This is a genomic window from Pseudonocardia sp. HH130630-07 (assembly GCF_001698125.1).
Taxonomy (GTDB): domain Bacteria; phylum Actinomycetota; class Actinomycetes; order Mycobacteriales; family Pseudonocardiaceae; genus Pseudonocardia.
On the sequence record NZ_CP013854.1, the window covers coordinates 4,486,817 to 4,508,699 of the forward strand.

At 73.7% G+C, this 21,883-nt stretch carries 18 protein-coding genes; 8 read left to right on the top strand and 10 right to left on the bottom strand.

What is annotated here, in order from left to right; genetic code table 11:
- Positions 1 to 377 precede the first annotated feature (377 nt).
- The gene (locus tag AFB00_RS21270) at positions 378 to 1,151 is read left to right on the top strand and encodes an HARBI1 family protein (RefSeq protein ID WP_060714430.1); all 774 of its coding nucleotides are present in this window, start codon (positions 378 to 380) and stop codon (positions 1,149 to 1,151) included.
- Here the strand turns inward: AFB00_RS21270 and AFB00_RS21275 are convergent, their stop codons facing one another.
- Positions 1,152 to 2,255, bottom strand: a complete 1,104-nt coding sequence (locus AFB00_RS21275) for an IS630 family transposase (protein ID WP_068798660.1) — start codon at positions 2,253 to 2,255, stop codon at positions 1,152 to 1,154.
- A gap of 861 nt (positions 2,256 to 3,116) precedes the next feature.
- Between AFB00_RS21275 and AFB00_RS21285 the strand changes: the two genes are divergently transcribed.
- Positions 3,117 to 5,684, top strand: a complete 2,568-nt coding sequence (locus AFB00_RS21285) for a DNA translocase FtsK (protein WP_068798662.1) — start codon at positions 3,117 to 3,119, stop codon at positions 5,682 to 5,684.
- Here AFB00_RS21285 and AFB00_RS21290 read toward each other — a convergent pair.
- From AFB00_RS21290 to AFB00_RS21300, 3 genes are all read right to left on the bottom strand, one after another.
- A complete protein-coding gene (locus AFB00_RS21290; RefSeq protein ID WP_068798663.1) occupies positions 5,618 to 6,157 on the bottom strand; it encodes a tRNA (cytidine(34)-2'-O)-methyltransferase in 540 nt (179 codons plus the stop codon). The two genes, AFB00_RS21285 and AFB00_RS21290, sit on opposite strands and share 67 nt — an antisense overlap.
- A gap of 147 nt (positions 6,158 to 6,304) precedes the next feature.
- Positions 6,305 to 7,111: a helix-turn-helix domain-containing protein gene (locus AFB00_RS21295; RefSeq protein WP_068798664.1), complete on the bottom strand. Its 807-nt coding sequence runs from the start codon at positions 7,109 to 7,111 to the stop codon at positions 6,305 to 6,307.
- A gap of 5 nt (positions 7,112 to 7,116) precedes the next feature.
- Positions 7,117 to 7,632 carry an amino-acid N-acetyltransferase gene (locus AFB00_RS21300; protein ID WP_068798665.1) on the bottom strand — a complete coding sequence of 172 codons (516 nt, stop codon included), beginning with the start codon at positions 7,630 to 7,632 and terminating at the stop codon, positions 7,117 to 7,119.
- Between the two features lie 73 nt (positions 7,633 to 7,705).
- Between AFB00_RS21300 and rimO the strand changes: the two genes are divergently transcribed.
- The 4 genes from rimO (at position 7,706) to AFB00_RS21320 (ending at position 11,374) form a co-directional block, all read left to right on the top strand.
- A complete protein-coding gene (rimO, locus tag AFB00_RS21305; RefSeq protein WP_083275725.1) occupies positions 7,706 to 9,202 on the top strand; it encodes a 30S ribosomal protein S12 methylthiotransferase RimO in 1,497 nt (498 codons plus the stop codon).
- Positions 9,199 to 9,810 (top strand): CDP-diacylglycerol--glycerol-3-phosphate 3-phosphatidyltransferase, encoded by a 612-nt coding sequence (pgsA, locus tag AFB00_RS21310; RefSeq protein ID WP_068798666.1) that lies wholly within the window; start codon positions 9,199 to 9,201, stop codon positions 9,808 to 9,810. Before rimO ends, pgsA begins: the two co-directional genes overlap by 4 nt.
- Before the next feature lie 163 nt (positions 9,811 to 9,973).
- On the top strand, positions 9,974 to 10,339 hold the full coding sequence (locus AFB00_RS21315) for a helix-turn-helix domain-containing protein (protein WP_068798667.1): 366 nt from the start codon (positions 9,974 to 9,976) through the stop codon (positions 10,337 to 10,339).
- A gap of 183 nt (positions 10,340 to 10,522) precedes the next feature.
- Positions 10,523 to 11,374 carry a PspA/IM30 family protein gene (locus AFB00_RS21320; RefSeq protein ID WP_068798668.1) on the top strand — a complete coding sequence of 284 codons (852 nt, stop codon included), beginning with the start codon at positions 10,523 to 10,525 and terminating at the stop codon, positions 11,372 to 11,374.
- Between the two features lie 79 nt (positions 11,375 to 11,453).
- On the opposite strand, the gene AFB00_RS21325 is transcribed toward AFB00_RS21320, so the two are convergent.
- From AFB00_RS21325 to AFB00_RS33495, 6 genes are all read right to left on the bottom strand, one after another.
- On the bottom strand, positions 11,454 to 12,326 hold the full coding sequence (locus AFB00_RS21325) for a DNA-formamidopyrimidine glycosylase family protein (RefSeq protein WP_068800528.1): 873 nt from the start codon (positions 12,324 to 12,326) through the stop codon (positions 11,454 to 11,456).
- Positions 12,327 to 12,396: 70 nt separating this feature from the next.
- Positions 12,397 to 13,854: a glycosyltransferase family 39 protein gene (locus tag AFB00_RS21330; protein ID WP_068798669.1), complete on the bottom strand. Its 1,458-nt coding sequence runs from the start codon at positions 13,852 to 13,854 to the stop codon at positions 12,397 to 12,399.
- Between the two features lie 147 nt (positions 13,855 to 14,001).
- Entirely contained in the window at positions 14,002 to 14,415 is a 414-nt protein-coding gene (locus AFB00_RS21335; RefSeq protein WP_068800529.1) for a hypothetical protein, read from the bottom strand.
- Between the two features lie 43 nt (positions 14,416 to 14,458).
- Positions 14,459 to 19,471 (bottom strand): ATP-dependent helicase, encoded by a 5,013-nt coding sequence (locus AFB00_RS21340; RefSeq protein ID WP_068798670.1) that lies wholly within the window; start codon positions 19,469 to 19,471, stop codon positions 14,459 to 14,461.
- Between the two features lie 74 nt (positions 19,472 to 19,545).
- Positions 19,546 to 20,043: a hypothetical protein gene (locus AFB00_RS21345; protein ID WP_068798671.1), complete on the bottom strand. Its 498-nt coding sequence runs from the start codon at positions 20,041 to 20,043 to the stop codon at positions 19,546 to 19,548.
- A gap of 86 nt (positions 20,044 to 20,129) precedes the next feature.
- Positions 20,130 to 20,291: a hypothetical protein gene (locus tag AFB00_RS33495; protein WP_156819668.1), complete on the bottom strand. Its 162-nt coding sequence runs from the start codon at positions 20,289 to 20,291 to the stop codon at positions 20,130 to 20,132.
- Positions 20,292 to 20,368: 77 nt separating this feature from the next.
- Between AFB00_RS33495 and AFB00_RS21350 the strand changes: the two genes are divergently transcribed.
- Together AFB00_RS21350 and recA are read left to right on the top strand one after the other, a co-directional pair.
- Positions 20,369 to 20,563, top strand: coding sequence for a DUF3046 domain-containing protein (locus AFB00_RS21350; protein ID WP_068798672.1), 195 nt, complete (start codon positions 20,369 to 20,371; stop codon positions 20,561 to 20,563).
- Between the two features lie 266 nt (positions 20,564 to 20,829).
- Positions 20,830 to 21,882, top strand: coding sequence for a recombinase RecA (recA, locus tag AFB00_RS21355; protein WP_068798673.1), 1,053 nt, complete (start codon positions 20,830 to 20,832; stop codon positions 21,880 to 21,882).
- The last annotated feature ends 1 nt before the right edge of the window (position 21,883 follow it).

The following is a 21,883-nucleotide window of genomic DNA, read 5'->3' on the forward strand; positions in this document are numbered from 1 at the left end:
GGTAGCTAGTGAGCCTTTTTCAACCTGACCAGCGAGCTTCTGCGTCAGGAGATCGCGAAGGTTGCAGCGCAACTGCTCTGACCACAGCTGCACAGGTCACCGGCTCGCCAGCTCGGCGTCTGCACCCACACAACCAGGCCCCTGAGCTGCCGGAACGGCAGGTTGAAAAGGGCTCAGTGTCCTGAGTCAGTGAGCCTTTCCCAGTAGTGGGGAGCGGCTGGCGGCGACACGCCGGGGGCGTGGAGGTGCTCAACGAGGGTGCGGGACCCCGGTAGAAGAGGTCGGTCCGCTCAAAGATCGACTCACCACCGAGGTCCCGCGTGCCCGATCCTGTCACCTACACCGCCGTGCTCCCGATCGGGGAGCCCACCGCGTCCATGTTGTCGCGGCTGTTGGCCGAGGAACGCCTCCGGCGCGGGACCCGCCGCGGGCGTCGGGCGCTGGACTGTGACCGCCACGCGGTGCTGGTGCTGCGCTGGTTCCTCGACGCGACCCGGGTCGCCCAGCTCGCCGCCGACAACCAGCTGAGCCTGTCGAGTACCTACCGCTACCTGCACGAAGGCATCGACGTTCTGGCCGCCGCCGCGCCTGGACTGCCCGGCGCGCTGCTCGCGGCCCGCACCGCCGGGCACACCCACGTTCACCTCGACGGCACCGTGATCCACACTGACCGCTCCCGCACTCCCGGACCGACCCCGGGAGTGGATCTGTGGTGGTCGGGCAAGCACCACGTCCACGGCGGGAACGTTCAGGTCCTCACCGCGCCTGACGGGTGGCCGTTGTGGACATCCCCGGTGCGCCCGGGCCGCGAGCACGACACCACCTGCGCCCGCGGCCACCCCGGCCTGCTCGACGCGATCGAGGACTGGACCGACGACACCCACGTCGTGCTCGCCGACCTCGGCTACGACGGTGAGAACACCCGCCTGACCTGCCCGTTCAAGACCCCCACCGGCGGTGGGCTGTCGGTGGACAAGCGCACCGTCAACACGCTGCACTCCGCCGTCAGGGCTGTGGCCGAACGCGGGAACTCCCTGCTCAAGACCACCTTCAAGGCGCTGCGTCGGGTCAGCTTCTGCCCCTGGCGGATCGGCGCGATCACCGCCGCCGCGCTCGTTCTCCTCCACGTCGAGCACGACCGAACCACATGATCAACCAGCACCTACTGGGAAAGGCTCAGTGATTCGTTTGCAGTAGTGAGCGACGCTGTCGAGGATCTCGTCGGCGGTTTTGGTCCAGACGTAGGGCTTGGGATCGTCGTTCCAGGTCTTGATCCAGGCTCGGACGTCGGCGTTGAGCGCGCGGACCGAGCGGTGGGTGGAACGCCGCAGCTTCTTCGTGGTCAGCTCGGCGAACCAGCGCTCGACGAGATTGAGCCATGACGAACTGGTCGGGGTGAAGTGCAGGACGAACCGCGGGTGAGCGGCCAGCCAGCGGCGGATCGCCGGGGTCTTGTGGGTGGAGGCGTTGTCCAGCACCAGGTGCACGTCGAGCTCGGCGGGGACTTCGCGGTCGAGGGTGCGCAGGAACTTGCCGAACTCGACCGCCCGATGGCGGGCGTGCAGGGAGCCGATGACCTTGCCGGTGGTGATGTCGAGGGCGGCGTAGAGGCTCGAGGTGCCGTTGCGGACGTAGTCGTGGCTGGCCCGCGCCGGGCTGCCGGGCAGCATCGGAAAGACGGGCTGGGTGCGATCGAGAGCCTGGATCTGGGTCTTCTCGTCCACACACAGCACCAGCGCGCGTTCGGGCGGGTCGAGGTAGAGACCGACGACGTCGCGGACCTTGTCCACGAACAACGGATCTTTCGACAGCTTCCAGGAGTCGGTCTTGTGCGGCGCCAGTCCGAACGCCCGCCACACCCGCGACACCGTCGTCTGCGACATGCCTAGGTGGGCTGCCATCGAGCGGGTCGACCAGTGAGTCGCATCCGCCGGTGTCGTCTCCAAGGTCAGCACGACCAGGCGCTCGACCTGCTCGTCGGTGACCGTGCGCGGACGCCCCGGCCGCGGCTCGTCGACCAACCCGTCGAGGCGGTGCTCGGCAAAACGGGACCGCCACGTCGTCACCGTCGGTCGCGACACCCCCAACCAGGCCGCGACCTCGGTGTTCGACCTACCCTCGGCGGCAGCTAGCACGATCTTGCTCCGGGTGGCCAACCCGGCCGCGCTGGTTCGTCGCCGCGCCCACGACTCAAGCTGGGACCGCTCGTCGTCGGTCAGGATGATCCGCGCCGGCTTCGGTCCCCGAGTCGCCATGCCGCAGCCTAACAACCGACAGCGATTTAACAACTCAGGACACTAGTCGGCATCTTTCTGTTGCCACGGAATCACGTGGTCGCCGATCGATCCGGCACGCGCATCGGTGTACCCGGGTGGCAACACCGCGTGTGGCCTGTTGCCACCTCACGTCCGTCTCCGGGCTCCGGTCCGATCGTTCCCACCGCGGGTCGCGCCGGCCACCCGCCAGGTACAGAGGAGACCCGGGTTGATGATCACCATTCGTGCTGTGTCCGACGGACTCCACGCTCGTACACCGGAGACGATCGCGTGTGGGCCCGTCGATCTCGTGCACGGCTCGGAGCACGCCGGGGACCCGACCGGCGCCGACGATGGCCGCAACCGGGTCTGGTTCGACGGAGCGGGTGGTGGCCACGCATGACGTCCCGCGGCTCGGTCCCCCTCTCTCCGGTAGCCAGGGTTCTGTGGCTCACCTGCAGCAACGAGGTCCTCGACCATCTCGTCCTGGAGAACGACCTCGGGGACGACGTCCGGATCTCGGCGGGACAGGGCATCCGGACGTTGTGCGGTGGTGTCGTTCTGCCCGCGGCTCTGTCGACCGCTCCCAGGACGAGGTGCGGGCGGTGCGCGCAGCACGAGACCGACGTGCACGCCCGCTGCCGCACCCCGTGCGGTGACCGCCGCCGCCGATTCCGTCCATGGCGGTGACCAGACGCCCGCCCGGCTCCACTCATGGAGCATCGGACCGGTAGTGCCGGGCCGAAGCTCCATGAGTGCGACAGGGACGGGCGCGATCCCAGGCAGGCGCGGACGGGACGGGTAGGGCCGGGGGAGCGTCGGTCCCGGGTTCGATCATGGTCACGGGCTACCGTGTGTGACATGGCAGGACGCACGGGTACGGGCCGGACGACCACGAGAGCGGCCGCGGGTCGTGGCTCGGGGCGGTCCGGTTCGCGTGCGGCGGCCTCCCGCAAGCGCCCGGCGGCGCGGCGCACCCCGCCGAAGCGCCAGGGGCCCGACCTGATCGACCGCGGGATCGACGCGGTCGGCCGCGGTGTCGCGCGCACCTTCCGCGCGTCCGGCCGGGCGGTCGGGCGTACCCGGGACATCGATCCCGCGCACCGCCGGGACGGGCTCGGATTCGGCATGCTCGTGCTCGCGGTGATCGCCGCGGCGGGGTTGTGGTGGCAGGCCGGCGGCTCCGTCGGGTACTGGTTCACCTTCGTCGTGCAGGCCGTGACGGGTGTGGCCGGCGTGCTGCTCCCGCTCGTCCTGCTGGGCATCGGCGTCGTGCTGGTGACCACCCCGGCCCACACCGAGGCCCGGCCGCGGATCGTCGCCGGGTCGCTGCTGCTCGCGCTCGCCGTGCTCGGGCTCGTGCACCTGGCCCGGGGCGGCCCCTCCGAGCCGGACGACTGGCGCCGCGCCGGCGGTGCGATCGGCTACGTCGCGGGCACCCCGCTGCAGGCCGGGCTCACGGTCTGGACGGCGGTCCCGGTGCTCGTCCTGCTCATGCTGTACTCGTTGTTGCTGGTCACCGGGATCCCGGTCCGCGAGCTGCCGGACCGGTTCCGCCGGCTCACCGGGCAGCTCCCGCCCGAGGACGAGTCCGCCGACGGCACCGCCGCCCCGCGCACGGTCGCCGACGCCGTCGCCGAGAAGGAGGCGGCCGGCGAGGGGGAGACCCCGAAGCGCCGCCGCCCGGCGCGCCGCCGCCAGCAGGCCTCGGAGGCGGACGCCTTCCGGGCCGACGAGGGCGAGCACGCCCCGGCACCGGTCGACCCGGAGGTGCCCGGCGCACCGCAGGAGGTCCCGGCGGCCGCGGCCGCGAAGAAGGCGCCGCGCAAGCCGGTCGTCGAGACCCCGCCCGCCGAGGACACCCCGCCCACCGAGGGCGAGCAGCTGTCGATGGCGATCCGCGAACCGGTCGGCGAGACCGAGTACGTGCTGCCCCCGGCGGACGCGCTGGAGTCCGGCCCGCCGCCGAAGACCCGCAGCTCCGCGAACGACGCCATGATCGAGGCGATCACCGGCGTGCTCGACCAGTTCAACATCGACGCCCAGGTCACCGGCTTCACCCGCGGCCCGACGGTCACCCGCTACGAGATCGAGCTGGGCCCGGCGGTGAAGGTCGAGAAGATCACCCAGCTGCAGCGCAACCTGGCCTACGCGGTCGCGAACGACAACGTCCGGCTGCTGGCGCCGATCCCCGGCAAGTCCGCCGTCGGCATCGAGGTCCCGAACACCGACCGCGAGATGGTCCGCCTCGGCGACGTCCTGCGTTCCGGGTCGGCGCGGAACGAGCAGCACCCGATGGGGATCGGGCTGGGCAAGGACATCGAGGGCCACTACCTCGTCGCGAACCTGGCGAAGATGCCGCACCTGCTGGTCGCGGGCTCCACCGGTTCCGGTAAGTCGAGCTTCGTCAACTCGATGCTCGTCTCGCTGCTGACCCGGGCCACCCCGGACGAGGTCCGGATGATCCTCATCGACCCGAAGATGGTCGAGCTGACCCCGTACGAGGGCATCCCGCACCTGATCACGCCCATCATCACCCAGCCGAAGAAGGCCGCCGCGGCGCTGGCCTGGCTGGTGGAGGAGATGGAGCAGCGCTACCAGGACATGCAGGCCAACCGGGTCCGCCACATCGACGACTTCAACCGCAAGGTCCGCTCCGGCGAGATCACCGCGCCGCCCGGGTCCGAGCGCGTCTACCGGCCCTACCCGTACATCATGTGCATCGTCGACGAGCTCGCCGACCTCATGATGACGGCGCCGCGCGACGTCGAGGACGCGATCGTCCGGATCACCCAGAAGGCCCGTGCGGCCGGGATCCACCTGATCCTGGCGACCCAGCGGCCCTCGGTCGACGTCGTCACCGGCCTGATCAAGACGAACGTCCCGTCCCGGCTGGCGTTCGCGACGTCGTCGCTCACCGACTCGCGGGTCATCCTCGACCAGCCCGGCGCGGAGAAGCTGATCGGCATGGGCGACGCGCTCTACCTGCCGATGGGTGCCGGCAAGCCGGTCCGCATGCAGGGCGCCTTCATCGACGACGACGAGATCGCCAAGATCGTCTCGTTCACCAAGGAGCAGGCCGAGCCCAGCTACACCGAGGGTGTCACGGCGCAGAAGGCCGGCGAGGCCAAGGAGATCGACGCCGACATCGGCGACGACCTCGACGTCCTGCTGCAGGCCGCGGAGCTGATCGTCACCTCGCAGTTCGGGTCGACGTCGATGCTGCAGCGCAAGCTGCGCGTCGGGTTCGCCAAGGCCGGACGCCTGATGGACCTGCTCGAGACCCGGCGCATCGTCGGGCCGTCGGAGGGCTCCAAGGCCCGCGACGTGCTGGTGAAGCCGGACGAGCTGGAGAACGCGCTCTACCTGATCCGCGGCGGCGGCACGGCCGACGGCGGCGAGGTCGGCGGCGGCGACGACGAGGACTGAGCGGGCGCCGCACCGGTGAAGCCCAGCTGGCGCCAAGCCTCGTAGACGGCGACCGCGGCCGCGTTGGCCAGGTTGAGCGAGCGGTTCGACGGCCGCATCGGCAGCCCGACGAGCCCGGTCACCCACGGTGCCCCGGCCACCTCCGCGGGCAGGCCGAGCGACTCGCTGCCGAACAGCAGCACGTCGGAGTCGCGGTAGCCCACGTCGGTGTGGCGGGTCGGGGCGTCCGGGACGAACGCGAACACCCGGGCCCGGGCCGCTCCGGTCCAGGCGGCGAACGCGGCGGTGTCGTCGTGGACGACGACGTCGGCGAGGTCCCGGTAGTCGAGCCCGGCCCGGCGGACCGCGCGCTCGTCGAGGGAGAAGCCCAGCGGCCGGATCAGGTGCAGCTCCGCACCGGTGTTCGCCGCCAGCCGGATGGCGTTCCCGGTGTTGGGCGGGATCTCCGGCATGTGCAGCGCGAGTCGGACCACGCCGCAAGTATCGCCCCGCCGCCCCGCCGCCCCTGCCGCCCCGCCGTGCTGCCGGACGCTCACCGCTTGTCAGGATGCGCGCGGGATCGGGCGAGCAGTGGCGCACCGCGTGAGCGGATCGAGAGCTGCGCCGTGGGAGCCGCCGGGTCAGGGGTGTTCGGCCCGCCAGGCGAGCGCGGTGGTCCCGGCGAGGTCGCGGAAGTCCCGGGCCAGGTGCTGCTGGTCGGCGTAGCCACAGGTCGCTGCCACCTGCCCGAGCGGGGGAGCGACGGGCGTCCGGAGCAGGGCGCAGGCCCGCTCGAAGCGGATCACCCGGGCCGCGGTCTTGGTGCCGAGGCCGGTCTCCCTGCGCAGTCGTTCCCCGAGGTGGCGCGCGGACCAGCCGACGTCCGCGGCCAGGTCGGCGACCCGCAGCATGCCCCCGGAGGCGACCAGCAGGTCCCAGGCCCGGCCGATCTCCGGCGCCGGTGCGGGACCACCCCGGCGCGCCGCCGCCATCCGGCACAGCTCGGCGTCGAGCAGGGCACAGCGCTGCGGCCAGGTCCGGGCGGCGTGCAGCCGGTCGAGCAGCGGCCCGACCCCGGGCAGCAGGGCCGGTAGATCGACGACGTCGGCGGCCAGCTCCGCGGCGGGGAGTCCGAGCAGCACCCGGGCGCCCCGCCAGGTCAGGGCCAGCTGGAACCCGGCCTGCGCCTCCCCGGTCGCGATGACCGCGGGTACCGCGTGCAGCCCGGCCACCGACGCGGTGAAGCGGCCGGACCCGAACCGGGGGTCGGGTTTGCGCAGCAGCTCCACGGCGCCGTCGATGCAGAGGATCACCGTGAGGTGCCCGCTCGACACGCCCTGATGGGTCCCCGGCGGGCCGGCCCCGGACCGCCACGCCCAGATCTCGGCGACCAGCGGGCGCAGGGCGGCCGAGGTCCGCCACCGCCACGCACCGACCGGATCCGCCACGGTTCCTAGAGTGTCAGCAGCATCCGGACGTTGCCGAGCGTGTTCGGCTTGACGTGCGCCAGGTCGAGGAACTCGGCCACACCGGCGTCGTAGGAGCGCAGCATCGCGGCGAACACCTCGGCCGACACCGGCGTCCCGTCGATCTCGGCGAAACCGTGCCGGGCGAAGAACTGTTTCTCGAAGGTGAGCACGAACAGCCGGCTCAGCCCCAGCTCACGGGCCCCGTCGACGAGCGCGTCGACGATCCGGTGCCCGACGCCGCGGCCCAGCACCGACGGCGACACCGCGACCGTGCGGATCTCGCCGAGGTCCTCCCACAGCACGTGCAGGGCTCCGCAGCCGACGACGCGGCCGTCCAGCTCGGCGACCAGGAACTCGGGGACGGCCTCGTAGAGGGTGACCGTCTCCTTCGCGAGCAGCACCCGGCCCGCGTACTCGTCGACCAGTTCGCGGATGGCACGGACGTCGGGGGTGCGGGCACGCCGGACGGGCACCGCGTCGGGGGAGGTGGGATCGGCCACGACGGGGCAGCGTAGCCGCCGGGGTGGCCGTCCGGCCCCGGGACCCGATGACCCGCCGTCTACCCTGGAACCCGTGGCTCCTTCCGTGAACGCGCCCCGGCGCGCCGCCCTGCTGACCCTGGGCTGCGCGCGCAACGAGGTCGACTCCGAGGAGCTGGCGGGCCGTCTGGCCGGGTCCGGCTGGGAGCTGGTGGACGCCGAGGACGGCGCGCCCGACGTCATCGTCGTCAACACCTGCGGTTTCGTCGAGCAGGCGAAGAAGGACTCGATCGACACCGTGCTGGCCGCCGCGGACGTGGCGCGCCCGGCCGGGGCGAAGGTCGTCGCCGTCGGGTGCCTGGCCGAGCGCTACGGCGCGGAGCTCGCGAACGACCTGCCCGAGGCCGACGCCGTGCTCGGCTTCGACGCCTACCCCGAACTGGCCGAGCGGCTCGGCGACGTCCTCGGCGGGCACGCACCGGCCCCGCACACCCCGGCCGACCGCCGGCTGCTGCTGCCGATCTCGCCGGTGGAGCGGCCCGCCGCCACCGCCGACGTGTCGGTGCCCGGCCACGACTGGGTCCCCGACCTCGCCGGGGTCGCACGGACCCGGCTCAGCGGCGGCCCGGTCGCCTCGCTGAAGCTGGCCTCGGGCTGCGACCGGCGGTGCGCGTTCTGCGCCATCCCGAGCTTCCGGGGCAGCTTCGTGTCCCGCCCGCCGGCCGACGTCCTGGGCGAGGCGGCCTGGCTGGCCGGTGACGGGGTGCGCGAGCTGGTGCTGGTCAGCGAGAACTCCACCTCCTACGGCAAGGACCTGCCCGGGGGCACCCGGGCGCTGGTCGACCTGCTGCCCCGGATGGCGTCGATCGAGGGCGTCGAGCGGATCCGGGTGTCCTACCTGCAGCCCGCCGAGATGCGGCCGGACCTGCTGACCGCGATCGCGACGACGCCCGGCGTCGCCCCGTACTTCGACCTGTCCTTCCAGCACGCCAGCGCGACCGTGCTGCGCCGGATGCGCCGGTTCGGTTCGCGCACCGACTTCCTGGACCTGTGCGCGCGGATCCGCGCGCTCGCGCCGGAGGCCGGGATCCGGTCCAACGTCATCGTCGGGTTCCCCGGCGAGACCGAGGAGGACCTGGCCGAGCTGGAGGCGTTCCTGACCGGTGCCCGGCTCGACGCGGTCGGCGTGTTCGGTTACTCCGACGAGGACGGCACCGAGGCCGAGGGCTACGACGGCAAGCTCGACCAGGCCGAGGTCGGTGCCCGGGTCGCCCGGATCTCCGCGCTGGCCGACGAGCTGATGGAGCAGCGGGCCGAGGACCGGATCGGCACCGACGTCGTCGTGCTGGTCGAACGCAGCGCCGACGACGAGGACTGCGCCGGCCGTGCCGCCCACCAGGGCCCGGACGCCGACGGCGAGTCCTACGTGGTCGCCGCCGCCGAGGACGGCCCGGACCCGGAGTCGCTGCGACCGGGCGATCTCGTGCGGTGCCGGGTGCTCGACACCGAGGGCGTCGACCTGCTGGTGGAGGCGGTGGAGCTCGTGCGGCCCGCCGGAACCGGCGCGCTGGCCGCGTCGGCGAGCGGATGAGCTCCTCGCAGCCGGCCGGGGACACCGTCCCGGTCGGTGGGGAGGCGCCGCTGCTCAACATCGCCAACGCGCTGACCTGCCTGCGGCTGCTGCTCGTACCGGTCTTCGTCGTGGCCCTGTTCACCGGGGGCGGCGAGGACACGGTGTGGCGGCTGATCGCGTTCGCGATCTTCGTCGTGGCCGCGCTCACCGACCGGCTGGACGGTCAGCTCGCCCGCAGCCGTGGCCTCGTCACCTGGTTCGGCGCGCTGGTCGACCCGATCGCGGACAAGGCGCTCACCGGGGCCGCCCTCATCGGGCTGTCGCTGCTCGGGCTGCTGCCGTGGTGGGTGACGATCGTCATCGTCGTGCGCGAGCTCGGGATCACCGTGCTGCGGTTCGTGGTGATCCGGCGGGGGGTCATCCCGGCCAGCCGCGGCGGCAAGGCGAAGACGGTCGCGCAGACCGTCGCGATCAGCCTGTTCCTGTTCCCCCTCCCGCTGCTGCTGCCGGACCTGCTGGTCGCCGTCCTGGTCCTGCAGTGGGCGGTGATGGCGGTCGCGCTCGTCCTCACCGTGCTGACCGGGGCCGACTACGTGCGCAAGGCGGTCCGCCCGCAGGCGTCCTGAGCTGCGGGGACTTACCGGGCCCTGCGCGGCGTTGCAGTGTTCGCCGTGGGCGGACACGGTGCCCGGCGATGGAGCACGCCGCTCGGGGTGCGGAGTCGGTACGGTGAGTCACACCGGACCCGGGCACCGCGCCCGTCCCGGGGAGATGAACCGAGGAGGGCACATGCTGCTGCGGGAAGCGATCGGCAGCGGGCTGCGGACGGCGCGCACCGAGCGCCGGCGCACGCTGCGCGACATCTCCCGGGCCGCCCGGGTCAGCCTCGGCTACCTCTCCGAGGTCGAGCGCGGCCGCAAGGAGCCCTCCAGCGAGCTCCTCGCCGCGATCTGCGAGGCACTGGGCATCACCGTGCCCGAACTGCTCACCGCGGTGGCGGCCGAGATGGTCGTGCACATGGCGGGCGAGCTGCGCCGCGACGACGTGCTCGTCCCGATCGGCCAGCGGCACGCCGAGCTGCGTCTGGCCGGCCGCCCCGGCTCGCCGGTGGCGGTGCCGGCCTCGGCCGGTGGCCCGGTCGCGTCCGCGGCCTGACGCTCCCCGATCCCGGCGCCGATCGTCACGGTAGGGTGCGCGCGTACTGGCAGCAGTGCCAGGATGGAGGGACCGGGGCCCCGGTGCCGACCGCGGGGGGAATGCGGGGTCGCACCCGTCCCGGAGCGTCCGCCGCGCGGGTGGGCGCAATGGCGAGCGAACGCAGGCGGAGGACGCGAAGAGATGGCCAACGGATTCACCAAGTTCTTCAGTTATCTGTCGGCCCTGTTCTCGTCGAAGGTCGACGAGCACGCCGACCCGAAGGTGCAGATCCAGCAGGCCATCGAGGACGCGCAGCGTCAGCACCAGCAGCTGTCCCAGCAGGCGGCGGCGGTGATCGGCAACCAGCGTCAGCTGGAGATGAAGCTGAACCGCCAGCTCGGTGAGATCGAGAAGCTGCAGTCCTCGGCCCGGCAGGCGCTGGTCCTCGCCGACCAGGCGCGGTCCCAGGGCGACGAGCAGAAGGCCCAGCAGTACGAGCAGTCCGCCCAGTCGTTCGCCACCCAGCTGGTGACGGCCGAGCAGGGCGTCGAGGACCTCAAGACGCTGCACGACCAGTCGATCGGTGCCGCCGAGCAGGCCAAGCAGGCCGTCGAGCGGAACTCGATGGTGCTGCAGCAGAAGATCGCCGAGCGCACCAAGCTGCTCAGCCAGCTGGAGCAGGCGAAGATGCAGGAGCAGGCCGCCAAGTCGCTGCAGCAGATGAGCGAGCTGTCCGCGCCGCGCAACGCCCCGTCGCTCGACGAGGTCCGCGACAAGATCGAGAAGCGGTACGCGACGGCGCTCGGCTCGGCCGAGCTGGCACAGAACTCGGTCCAGGGCCGCATGCTGGAGGTCCAGCAGTCGACCACGGACATGGCCGGTGTGTCCCGGCTGGAGCAGATCCGGGCGTCGATGTCCGGAGCCCCGATCGCCGGCGGTCAGCAGGCCCCGCAGGTCGGCCAGGGCGAGCAGCAGACGCAGGCGCTGCCGTCGAACCCGGCGCCGACCCAGCAGAACACCCAGCAGGGTCAGCAGCAGCCCGGGACCGCCTGAGCACCGCCCGATCCCGCTCGTCGGACGCCGCGTCCCGCCACCCGGGGCGCGGCGTTCGCGCGTTCGCGCCGGGGCCGGCTCAGCGGGTGCGCGCCCCCGGCGGCGGACGGCCCGGGGCACCCCGGCGCGGTCCGGTGTTGCGACGGGCCGGGCGCGGGGCCGGGCCCCGCTGGCAGCGCGGGCACCAGTACGTGACCCGGGCGTAGGGCGCCCGCCCCTGGTCGGCGGTCCGGATCCGGGTGCCGCAGCGGCGGCACGGACGCCCCGGCCGCTCGAAGACCCAGTGCGCCTCACCGGCGGCCAGCGAGCCGGTCGTCGTCTGTTCCGGACGGTCCTTGTTCGACGACAGCAGCGAGCGCGACAGCGCGATCACCGCGGCCAGGTCCCCGGCCTCCCGTACCGGGACCCACGGCGTGAGGCCGAGCAGGAAGCAGATGTCGTTGCGGTAGAGGTTCCCGAGCCCGGCCATCACCCGCTGCTCCAGCAACGCCAGGCCCAGCTCGTGCGCCCCGCGGGCGGTCAGCCTGCGCAGCGCCTCGGCGTCGTGCTCCGGGCCCCAGTCCGGGTCCAGCAGATCCGGGCCGAGGTGCCCGACCAGGGTGTGCTCGTCGGACGTCGGCAGCAGCTCCAGGTCGTGCAGGGCGAACCCGACGGCGACCCGCTCGGCCGTCTCCAGCACCGCCCGGGCCTCGTGCGCCAAGCGCCGCCACCGCATCCCCGGGCGGTAGAGGTGCCACGCGCCGTCCATCCGGAAGTGGCTGTGCAGGCTGCGGCCGTCGTCGAACCGGGTGAACAGGTGTTTGCCGACCGACGCGACCCCCTCGACGGTCAGGCCGCTGAGATCCTGCTCGGCCAGACGCGGATGGCGCAGCTCCCCGCGGACGAGTTCGTGCCCGGCCAGCGCGGCGTGCAGGCGCTTGCCGGCCAGGTAGACGGTGTCGCCTTCGGGCACGGCGGCGACGCTACCGGCCTGCGCCGCCGGGCGCCCGCCGTCGCGCACGGCCTCGTCCCGCCGGCCCGGCTCAGCCGACGGTCAGGCTCCGGAGCTCCGGCCACACCTTCGACCACGGCCGCCGTGCCCCCTCGCCGAGGAAGACGGCGTTGCCGTCGCCGAGGTCGGCCACCGGACGCAGGGTGATCCCGGCCGGGCCGAGCGTCGCCGGGTCGTTCCCCACGAAGACGACGGTGTCGTGGTCGTCCGGCGGCGGATCGAAGTAGCCGTAGGACCGGTTGCCGCCGTACGCGGGCGGCAGGCCGTACGCCGCCCCGGCCGTGTCGAGCATCGACGAGTAGATGTAGGACTGCCCGTAGAGCACGGTCCGTTCGCGCTGCTCGGGCGGGAGTCCCTGGTACACCCGGGCGACGGTGCCGACGATGTGGTCCGGGACCCCGGGTGCGGTGAACGCGAGGCTCAACGGGACGACGGCGAGCGCGAGCCCCACGCTCAGCACCCCGCCCGGCCAGGCGGCCCAGGACAGCCGCCGGTGCCCGGCCTCCCGGCGGTGCTGGAACCAGACCGCCCCCACCGCGGCGAGCGCGCCGTGCAACGGGACGAGGTAGTAGGCCCGCCCAACCGTGACCGCGAAGAACACCCACAGCACCACGAGGGTGACGGCGAGGAACCGGTACGGCCGCAACCGCGGGTCGGTGACGGTGCCGGCGACCCCGGCGACCAGCAGCACCGTCCCGGTCAGCCCGGCGAACACCACCATGAAGACCGCGTTCGGCACCGGCCCGCCGAACAGGATCGCCTCGCCCGCCGTGATCGCGCCCATCCGCAGCTGCGGCCAGTCGTGCACCGCCTGCCAGACGAGCGTGGGCGCCGCGATCAGCGCCCCGACGACCGCGGCCACCCAGAACGCGGGCCGCCGCAGCAGGTCCCGGGGCCCGGCGACGAGTACGGCCAGGACCAGCACCGCGGCGAAGAGCATCACCTGGAACTTCGTGAGCGCGGCGAGGCCGAGGACCGGACCGAGGACGAGCAGCAGCCGGTCCTCGCGGACCCGGATCCACCGCACGAGCAGCCACACGATCAGCAGCCACTGCAGCGGCTCCAGCGAGTACGGCGTGAGCAGGTGCCCGACCAGTGTCGTCCACCAGCCGGTGGCCTGGGCCAGCGCGGCGAGCACCTGGGCGCGCCGGTCACCGCCCAGCTCCCGGGCGATCAGGGCGGCCACGACGACCGACGCCGCCAGCCCGAGGGTCGGGACCAGCCGCAGCACCCCGTTCACCCCGGGGGCGACGGTGTCCGCCAGCAGCGCGATCAGCGGCGCCATCGGCGGCTGGTCGGCCGACCCCCAGTCCAGGTGGTGCCGGCCGATCGCGAGCATCAGCGCCTCGTCGAAGTACAGGCCGCGGCCGAGCACCGCCAGGACGAGGTGCCCCGCCCCGGCGACGACGGCGACCACCCCCACCGCGACCCGGGCGAGCTGTGGCACGGAACCGGCCGGAGCCTCCCGGTCCGGAACGGTCGTCGTCATGGAACCCCCTGAGCACGACGTCGCGGGCCGTTCGCGCCGCAACGCGCTCATTGCACCGTGACCGGGAGTCCGGCGCTGCCCGAGATCGTGGACGGCCGGGTGACTTTCGTCGACCGTCGGGTGTCCTCGGCGGGGCCCGCCCCCGACCTACGGCCGGCGGCCCGTGACCTCCCGGCCCGGCCGTGCGACCCGCAGCGCCCACAGGACGAGCGGGACCTGCAGCGGCAGCCGGCCCCAGGCGATCGCCCGCTCCCGGGGCGAGCGCCGGTTCCACTGCAACGCCATCGACACGTTCGCCGGGAAGACGGCGACGAACAACGCGGCGGCCGCGTAACCGCCGGTCCGGCGGGTCGGCGGGTACGCGACCGCCGCGGCGACCGCGCCCTCGGCGACACCGGACAGGTAGGTCCAGGTCCGCGGTTCGCCCGGCAGCGACCGGGGCACGATCGAGTCGAACACCGCCGGGCGGACGGCGTGCAGGACCGCGGCGGTGCCCAGCAGCCCCGCCAGGCCGAGCGCCGCCCGGTTCGAGGACCGGCGGGCAGCAGAGCGCGTGATCATCGGCCGATCGTCGCAGGTCGGCGCGGGCCGCTGCCACCGCTGCTCACGCACGCAGCCGCAGTCCCTTCGGTGTGACCCGGAAACCGGCTTCGGTGAGCACCTCGGACAGCTCGGAGGCCAGCGAGTCCTGCCCGTCGGCGCGTTCCACGGCCAGCGCCCCGAGCCAGCCCTCGTGCACGGCTCCGGCGAGGGTCTCGGCCCCGGCCCGCAGCTCGTCGTGCTCGGTGGTGAACGACAGCAACGACTTGCCGCCCCGCTCGACGTAGAGCGCGGGGGCCCCGTCCACGAGCGCGACCAGCGCACCGGCCTTGCGCCCCGGGCGGTGCCGGGTCCCGCCGACGGTCTCCGGCCACGGCAGCGCCGCCCCGTAGGGCTGCGCCGGATCGGCCGCGGCGAGCACCACCCGCGACAGCGACCGCCACGCCTCGCGGGGTGCCCGCGGCGGCCCGCCCGCCCCGGGGGAGCCGCCGAACATGCCCGGCCGGCGCAGATCGTCGGGAACCCCGTCGTCCGGCGCCCACCTCGCCGGAGCCGCACCGTCGGCGTCCCCGTCGATCTCGTCGCCGGTGCCGGACCCGTACTCCTCCGGACCGGTGGCTGCGGGATCGTGCGGCGCGGAACCCACTCCGGATCCGCCCGGTCCGCCGTGCGTCGGGGCCGGCCGGTCGGTTCCCGCCGACGCGGCGTCCGGGCCGGCGAGTGCACGCACCCGGTCGATCGCCCCGGGGACGGCGAACTGGGCGGCACCCAGGCCCTCCACGATGTAGCCGCGGCGGCAGCGGCCGGACTCCTCCATCGCGCGCAGCACCTTGTACACCGCGGCGAACCCGCCGGTCACCCGCTCGGTGCCGAGCGCACCCCTGGTCAGCACGCCGTGCCGCTCCAGGAACGCCTCCGCCGCCGCGTGCGCCCGGCGGGTCGGGTCCGGCTCCCGGGGCACCGTGACCGACCAGCGCCCCCCGACCGACGGCGGCCCGCCCCGGCTCGGCATCGCCGGGCGCCCGGCGCGGAGCTGCGCGTACCGGCCGCGCGGCGCGCGCCGGGCCGTCCGGTGCGCACCACCCTGGCGGCCGGCGCCGCCGCGCCGGTTGCCGCTGCCGGACAACCGCGCCCGCAGCGGCCCGAGGGTGTCGTTGGTGAGCGCGCCCGCCCACACCAGGTCCCAGACCGCGGCCACCACCTCGTCGTCGGACGGGGCCGGTTCCTCCTGCTCGGTCAGCAGCATCCCGGCGCGGGTGGCGAGCTCGCGGAAGAACAGGGCACCGCCGGCCTGGTCGGCGCCCGCATCCGGATCGGTGAGGGCGGCCGGGTCGGTCAGCCCCAGCGCGGCCAGGACCGCGGTGTGCAGCGGGGTGCCCGCGGTGTCGAGATCGGGTGCGGGCAGCAGCAGGTCCGCGACGTCGGCCGGGGCCAGCGCCAGCCAGCCGTCCTGACCGGCGAGCGCCCCGCAGCCCACCCAGGTGACCTCGCCCGACGCCGTCAGCTCGTCGAGCAGGGCCGGGGTGTAGCCCGGCAGCCGGGCCGGCAGGACCAGCGACTCCACCGCGCTGGCCGGCAGCGGTGCCCCGGCCAGCTGCTCGACGACACCGAGCACGTCCTCCGCGCCGGGCGCGCGGCGGACCCGGCCGCGCCGGTCGGTCCCGGACCGCACCTGCACGCCCTGCCACGCCGGGAGGAAACGCCCCAGCGCCCGCTGCTCGACCGGCTCGACCTCGTGGCGCAGCTTCGCCAGCGACGCGCGGCGCAACCGGCGCAGGACCTCGGCGTCGCAGTACTCGGTCTCGGTGCGCGACCCGGCCGGCACCGCGGCCTGCGGACGCAGCTCGCCCTTCACCAGCCGGCCGGTCCCGGTGAGCCGGTCGAGCACCCCGGCCACCACCGCCACCCCGAGCCCGAACCGGGCCGCGCACTCGGCCGGGGTGAACGGCCCGTGCGTCCGGGCGTGCCGCAGCACCAGGTCACCCAGCGGGTCCGGCACCGGCTCGGTGAAGACCTCGGGCACCCCGACCGGCAGCGCCGCCCCCAGCGCGTCCCGGATCCGCCCGGCGTCCTCGACCGCGACGAACCGCTCCGTCCCGGCGATCCGCACCCGCAGCGCCCGCCGGGTGCGCTCCAGCTCGGCGAACCACGCCGGGTCGACGCCGCGGGCGCGCCCGTCGGCCTCGGACAGGTCGCCGAGGAACCGGAGCAGGTCGGCGGCGCCCTCGGCGTCGCGGGCGTGCCGCTCCGGGTCGGTGCGCTGCAGCTGGGCCTCGACCTCGGCGAGCACCTCCGGATCGAGCAGCTCCCGGATCGCCTCGGACCCCAGCAGCTCGGCCAGCAGCGTCGAGTCCAGCGACAGCGCCGCGGCCCGCCGTTCCGCGAGCGGCGCGTCGGCCTCGTAGAGGAACATGCCGACGTAGCCGAACAGCAGGCTGCGCGCGAACGGCGACGGCTGTGCCGTCTCGACCTCGGCGACCTTGACCCGGCGGGACCCGACGTCGCCCATCAGCTCGCGCAGGCCCGGCAGGTCGTAGACGTCCTGCACGCACTCCCGCATCGCCTCCAGGGTGATCGGGAACTGCTCGAACTTGCCGGCCACGGCGAGCAGCTGCGCCGAGCGCTGCCGCTGCTGCCACAGCGGGCTGCGCCGCCGCGGGTCCCGCCGCGGGAGCAGCAGCGCCCGTGCGGCGCACTCCCGGAACCGCGACGCGTACAGCGCCGAGTTCCCCAGCTCGGCGACCACGATCTGCTCGATCTCGCCCGGCTCCAGCAGGACGTCCTCCGCGCTCGGGACGACCTCGGTCCCGGCGTCGTCCACCGCGTCCGGCAGGCGCAGCACGATCCCGTCGTCGGCACCCGAGGCGCTCACCTCGACGCCCCGGCGCTCCCGCATCCGCGCAGCGATCGCCAGTGCCCACGGCCCGTTGACCTGGGCCCCGAACGGGGAGTGCACGACGAGCCGCCAGTCGCCCAGCTCGTCGCGGAACCGCTCGACCAGGATCGTGCGGTCGCTGGGGACGTGCCGGGTCGACTCCCGCTGTTCGCGCAGGTAGGAGAGCAGGTTGTCGCTCGCCCACTCGTCGAGCCCGGCCGCGGCGGCGCGCTCGCGGGCCGCACCGTCGGCCAGCCCGGACATCTCGCGGACGAACGCTCCGACCGCCCGGCCCAGCTCCAGCGGCCGGCCGATCGACTCGCCCTTCCAGAACGGCATCCGGGCCGGGACACCCGGTGCCGGGGTGACGATCACCCGGTCGTGCGTGATGTCCTCGACCCGCCACGACGACGTCCCGAGCAGGAAGGTGTCGCCGACCCGGGACTCGTAGACCATCTCCTCGTCGAGCTCGCCGACCCGGGACCCGGCACCGTCGGCCCCGCCCGGGGTCATCACGCTGAACAGACCACGGTCCGGGATCGTGCCGCCGGAGGTGACGGCGAGCCGCTGGGCGCCCGGCCGGCCACGCAGCTCGTCGGTCACCCGGTCCCAGGTGATCCGGGCCCGCAGCTCGCCGAACTCCTCCGACGGGTAACGCCCGGCCAGCATGTCCAGCACCGAGTGCAGCGCCGAGTCCGGCATGGCCGCGAACGGCGCCGCCCGGCGGACGGTCGCCGCCAGGTCCGGCAGCGACCACGGCTCCATCGCGACCATCGCGACGATCTGCTGGGCGAGGACGTCGAGCGGGTTGCGCGGGTACCGGGTCGACTCGATGGACCCGGACGTCATCCGTTCGGCGACGACCGCGCAGGACACCAGGTCACCCCGGTACTTCGGGAACACGACGCCCTCGGAGACCGCCCCCACCTGGTGCCCGGCCCGGCCGACCCGCTGCAGGCCGGAGGCGACCGACGGCGGCGCCTCCACCTGCACCACCAGGTCAACCGCACCCATGTCGATCCCCAGCTCCAGGCTGGAGGTGGCGACCACGCACGGCAGCACCCCCGACTTCAGCTCCTCCTCGACCAGGGTCCGCTGGTCGCGCGACATCGAGCCGTGGTGCGCCTTCGCGACCGACGGGAGCGCACCGCCGCCGACGCCGGACTGACCGGCCGCCTCGGCGGGGAAGGCGGTGCGCTCCGGCGGCTCCCCGGGGCCGCCGTCCCCCGCCTCGCCGGCCGCCTCGGCGGCCTGTTCGGCCTGTTCGGCAGCCAGCTCGTTCAGCCGGGAGGTCAATCGCTCCGCGAGCCGCCGGGAGTTCGTGAACACGATCGTCGACCGGTGCTCGCGGACCAGGCCGAGCAGCCGCTCCTCGACGGCGGGCCAGATCGAGGGACGCTGTGCCGTCCCGGCCGCGGAGCCGACGACCTCCTCGTCGGTGCTGCCCGGCGCGGGCCGCTCGTCGAGCGCGGCGAGGTCCGGGACCGGCACCTGCACCTCGACGGTGATCGTCTTGGGGGTGCTCGGCTGCACCACCTCCACCGGGCGGGTGCCGGACAGGAACGTGGAGACCTCGTCGACCGGGCGCACCGTCGCCGACAACCCGATCCGTTGCGGCGCGGCCTCGGTGATCTCCTCCAGGCGCTCCAGGGAGAGCGCGAGATGGGCGCCCCGTTTGGTGCCCGCCACCGCGTGCACCTCGTCGAGGATGATCGTGGTGATCCCGCGCAGCGACTCCCGCGCGGCCGAGGTGAGCAGCAGGAACAGCGACTCCGGGGTGGTCACCAGCACGTCCGGCGGGGTGCGCTGGAACTGCCGCCGCTCGTCGGCGGGGGTGTCGCCGGTGCGCATCCCGACGGTCACGTCCGGCACCGGGGCCCCGAGCCGCTGTGCCGACTGCCGGATGCCGGTCAGCGGCGAGCGCAGGTTGCGCTGCACGTCGACGGCGAGCGCCTTCAGCGGGGAGACGTACAGGACGCGGCAGCGGCGCCGCGGCTCCTCGGGCACCGGCGCCGCGGCCAGCCGGTCCAGCGCCCACAGGAACGCCGCCAGCGTCTTGCCGGAACCGGTGGGCGCGACGACGAGCGCGTTGCGCCCCTGCTGCGCCGCCGCCCACGCGCCCTCCTGGGCCGGGGTGGGCGCGGCGAACGCCCCCTCGAACCACTGGCGGGTGGCGGGGGAGAAGCCGTCGAGTGCGCTCACCCGACCATCATGCGGGTGGGCACCGACAGTGTCGTGCCGAGTCGTGCCGACCGCGAGCCCGGGGCGCGATCGGGTCAGCGGCGGGCGTCGGCCCGGGTGCGCGGCCAGATCTCCAGGGGATCGTCGTCGGCGGGGAACTCGGCGACCAGGCCGGCCACGGTCCACACCATCGTGGGCAGGAAGTCGGGACCGAGTGCGTCGACGTAGTGCGAGGTCTCCAGCGCACTGGCCGGGTCGACCAGCGGGGTGACGGTGTAGCGGGCCCGGGCGGCGAACCGGCGGCCGAGCTGCTGCTCCACCCAGCCCAGCGCCCGCTCACCGCGGTCCGGACGGTCGGCGAGCGTCTCGCGGGCCGCGTCGTACCAGTCGGCCAGGACCAGGAAGGCCAGTGACCAGCCGGGCGGCGGGCTGTCGTCGGAGGTCTCCTCGTCGTTCGCCGTCAGCTGCCGGACGGCGAAGCGGGCCGGATCGGGCCCCGGGGCGGCGAGGGTCTCCCGGACCGCACCCGCCAGGACGTCGGAGACGAGCCGGTAGGCGTCCTCGATGTCGGTGTCCTGCCGTGCTCGTGCCATCGGTTACCCGGCCTCCCGGTCGTCGTTCGTGCTCCGGACCGGGGGAGCCTAGCCGCGGGCACCGCCCGCCCGGCCGGGCCCGGCGGTCAGCGCTTGCGCTGCTGGATCCACCAGCGCAGCAGCACCGCGAGCGCGGCGAGCAGGCCCAGCAGGGACACGATCTGCCAGGCCAGGGGCGAACCGATGCCGGTCGTGGCGAGGACCTCGTCGGCGACGTCGACGGGCACGGCGGCCAGCAGTTCGGACATATCTCCCATCGTAGCGGCGACCGGACGATCACGGGCGCCCCGTACGCGGATCGTGGCGGCGGTCTACCCTCGCCGGCGTGCGACTGAGCCACTTCCGCGAACTGATGGAGGGCGAGTTCGGCCCGGTGCGGGCGGCGTCGCTGTCCCGTGACCACGTGTTCGCCGAGCTGGGCGGGCAGACCGTCGAGCAGGCGATCGAGTCCGGGGTCGAGCTGCGCCGGATCTGGCGTGCCGTGTGCCAGGCCTACGAGGTGCCGCCGACCCGCCGCTGACCCGGCCGGGGTGCGGGCCGCACGGCCGGGGTGCCGCCGCGGGTGACCGTTCGGCTCCCCGGGGTGTCCGGTCGGCGTGTCCCCGCGCGCATCGAACGCCTGTTCGTCCTATGGTCCACCCCGGGACACGACGCGACACGGCCCGACGGTCGTCCACGGCCACCGGTCCGACTGCCGGAACTGTCAGGGGTACCCCATACCGTTGCGGTGTGCCTCCCCGAAAGACAGCAGCAGACCCCGACCGCCGATCAGCGAGGAGTCAAGAGATGTCCAGTCCGGACCGCGGCAAGGCGCTGGAACTCGCCCTCGCCCAGATCGAGAAGAACCACGGCAAGGGATCGGTGATGCGCCTGGGCGACCAGACGCGGGTCCCGATCAGTGCCATCTCCACCGGGTCGATCGCGCTCGACGTCGCGCTCGGCGTCGGCGGTATCCCGCGCGGCCGCGTCGTCGAGATCTACGGCCCGGAGTCCAGCGGTAAGACCACGGTCGCGCTGCACGCGGTCGCGAGCGCCCAGGCCGCCGGTGGCGTGGCCGCGTTCGTCGACGCCGAGCACGCGCTCGACCCGGAGTACGCGAAGGCCCTCGGCGTCGACACCGACGAGCTGCTGGTCTCCCAGCCCGACACCGGTGAGCAGGCGCTGGAGATCGCGGACATGCTGATCCGCTCCGGCGCGCTCGACATCATCGTCATCGACTCGGTGGCCGCGCTCGTGCCGCGCGCCGAGATCGAGGGCGAGATGGGTGACAGCCACGTCGGTCTGCAGGCCCGGCTGATGAGCCAGGCACTGCGGAAGATCACCGGTGCGCTGAGCACGTCGGGCACCACCGCCATCTTCATCAACCAGCTGCGCGAGAAGATCGGCGTGATGTTCGGGTCCCCGGAGACCACGACCGGTGGTAAGGCGCTGAAGTTCTACGCCTCGGTCCGGATGGACATCCGCCGGATCGAGACCCTGAAGGACGGCACCGACATGGTCGGCAGCCGGACCCGGGTCAAGGTCGTGAAGAACAAGGTGGCCCCGCCGTTCAAGCAGGCCGAGTTCGACGTGCTCTACGGCGTCGGGATCAGCAAGGAGGGTTCGCTGATCGACGTGGGTGTCGAGCAGGGGATCATCCGGAAGTCCGGTGCCTGGTACACCTACGAGGGCGACCAGATGGGACAGGGCAAGGAGAACACCCGCAAGTTCCTGAAGGAGAACCCCGACGTCGCGGCCGAGGTCGAGAAGCGGATCAAGGAGAAGCTCGGGATCGGCGCCGTCGTCGATGCCGAGGAGACCGCTCCGGTCGAGCCGCTGCCGGCTCCGGTCGACTTCTGAG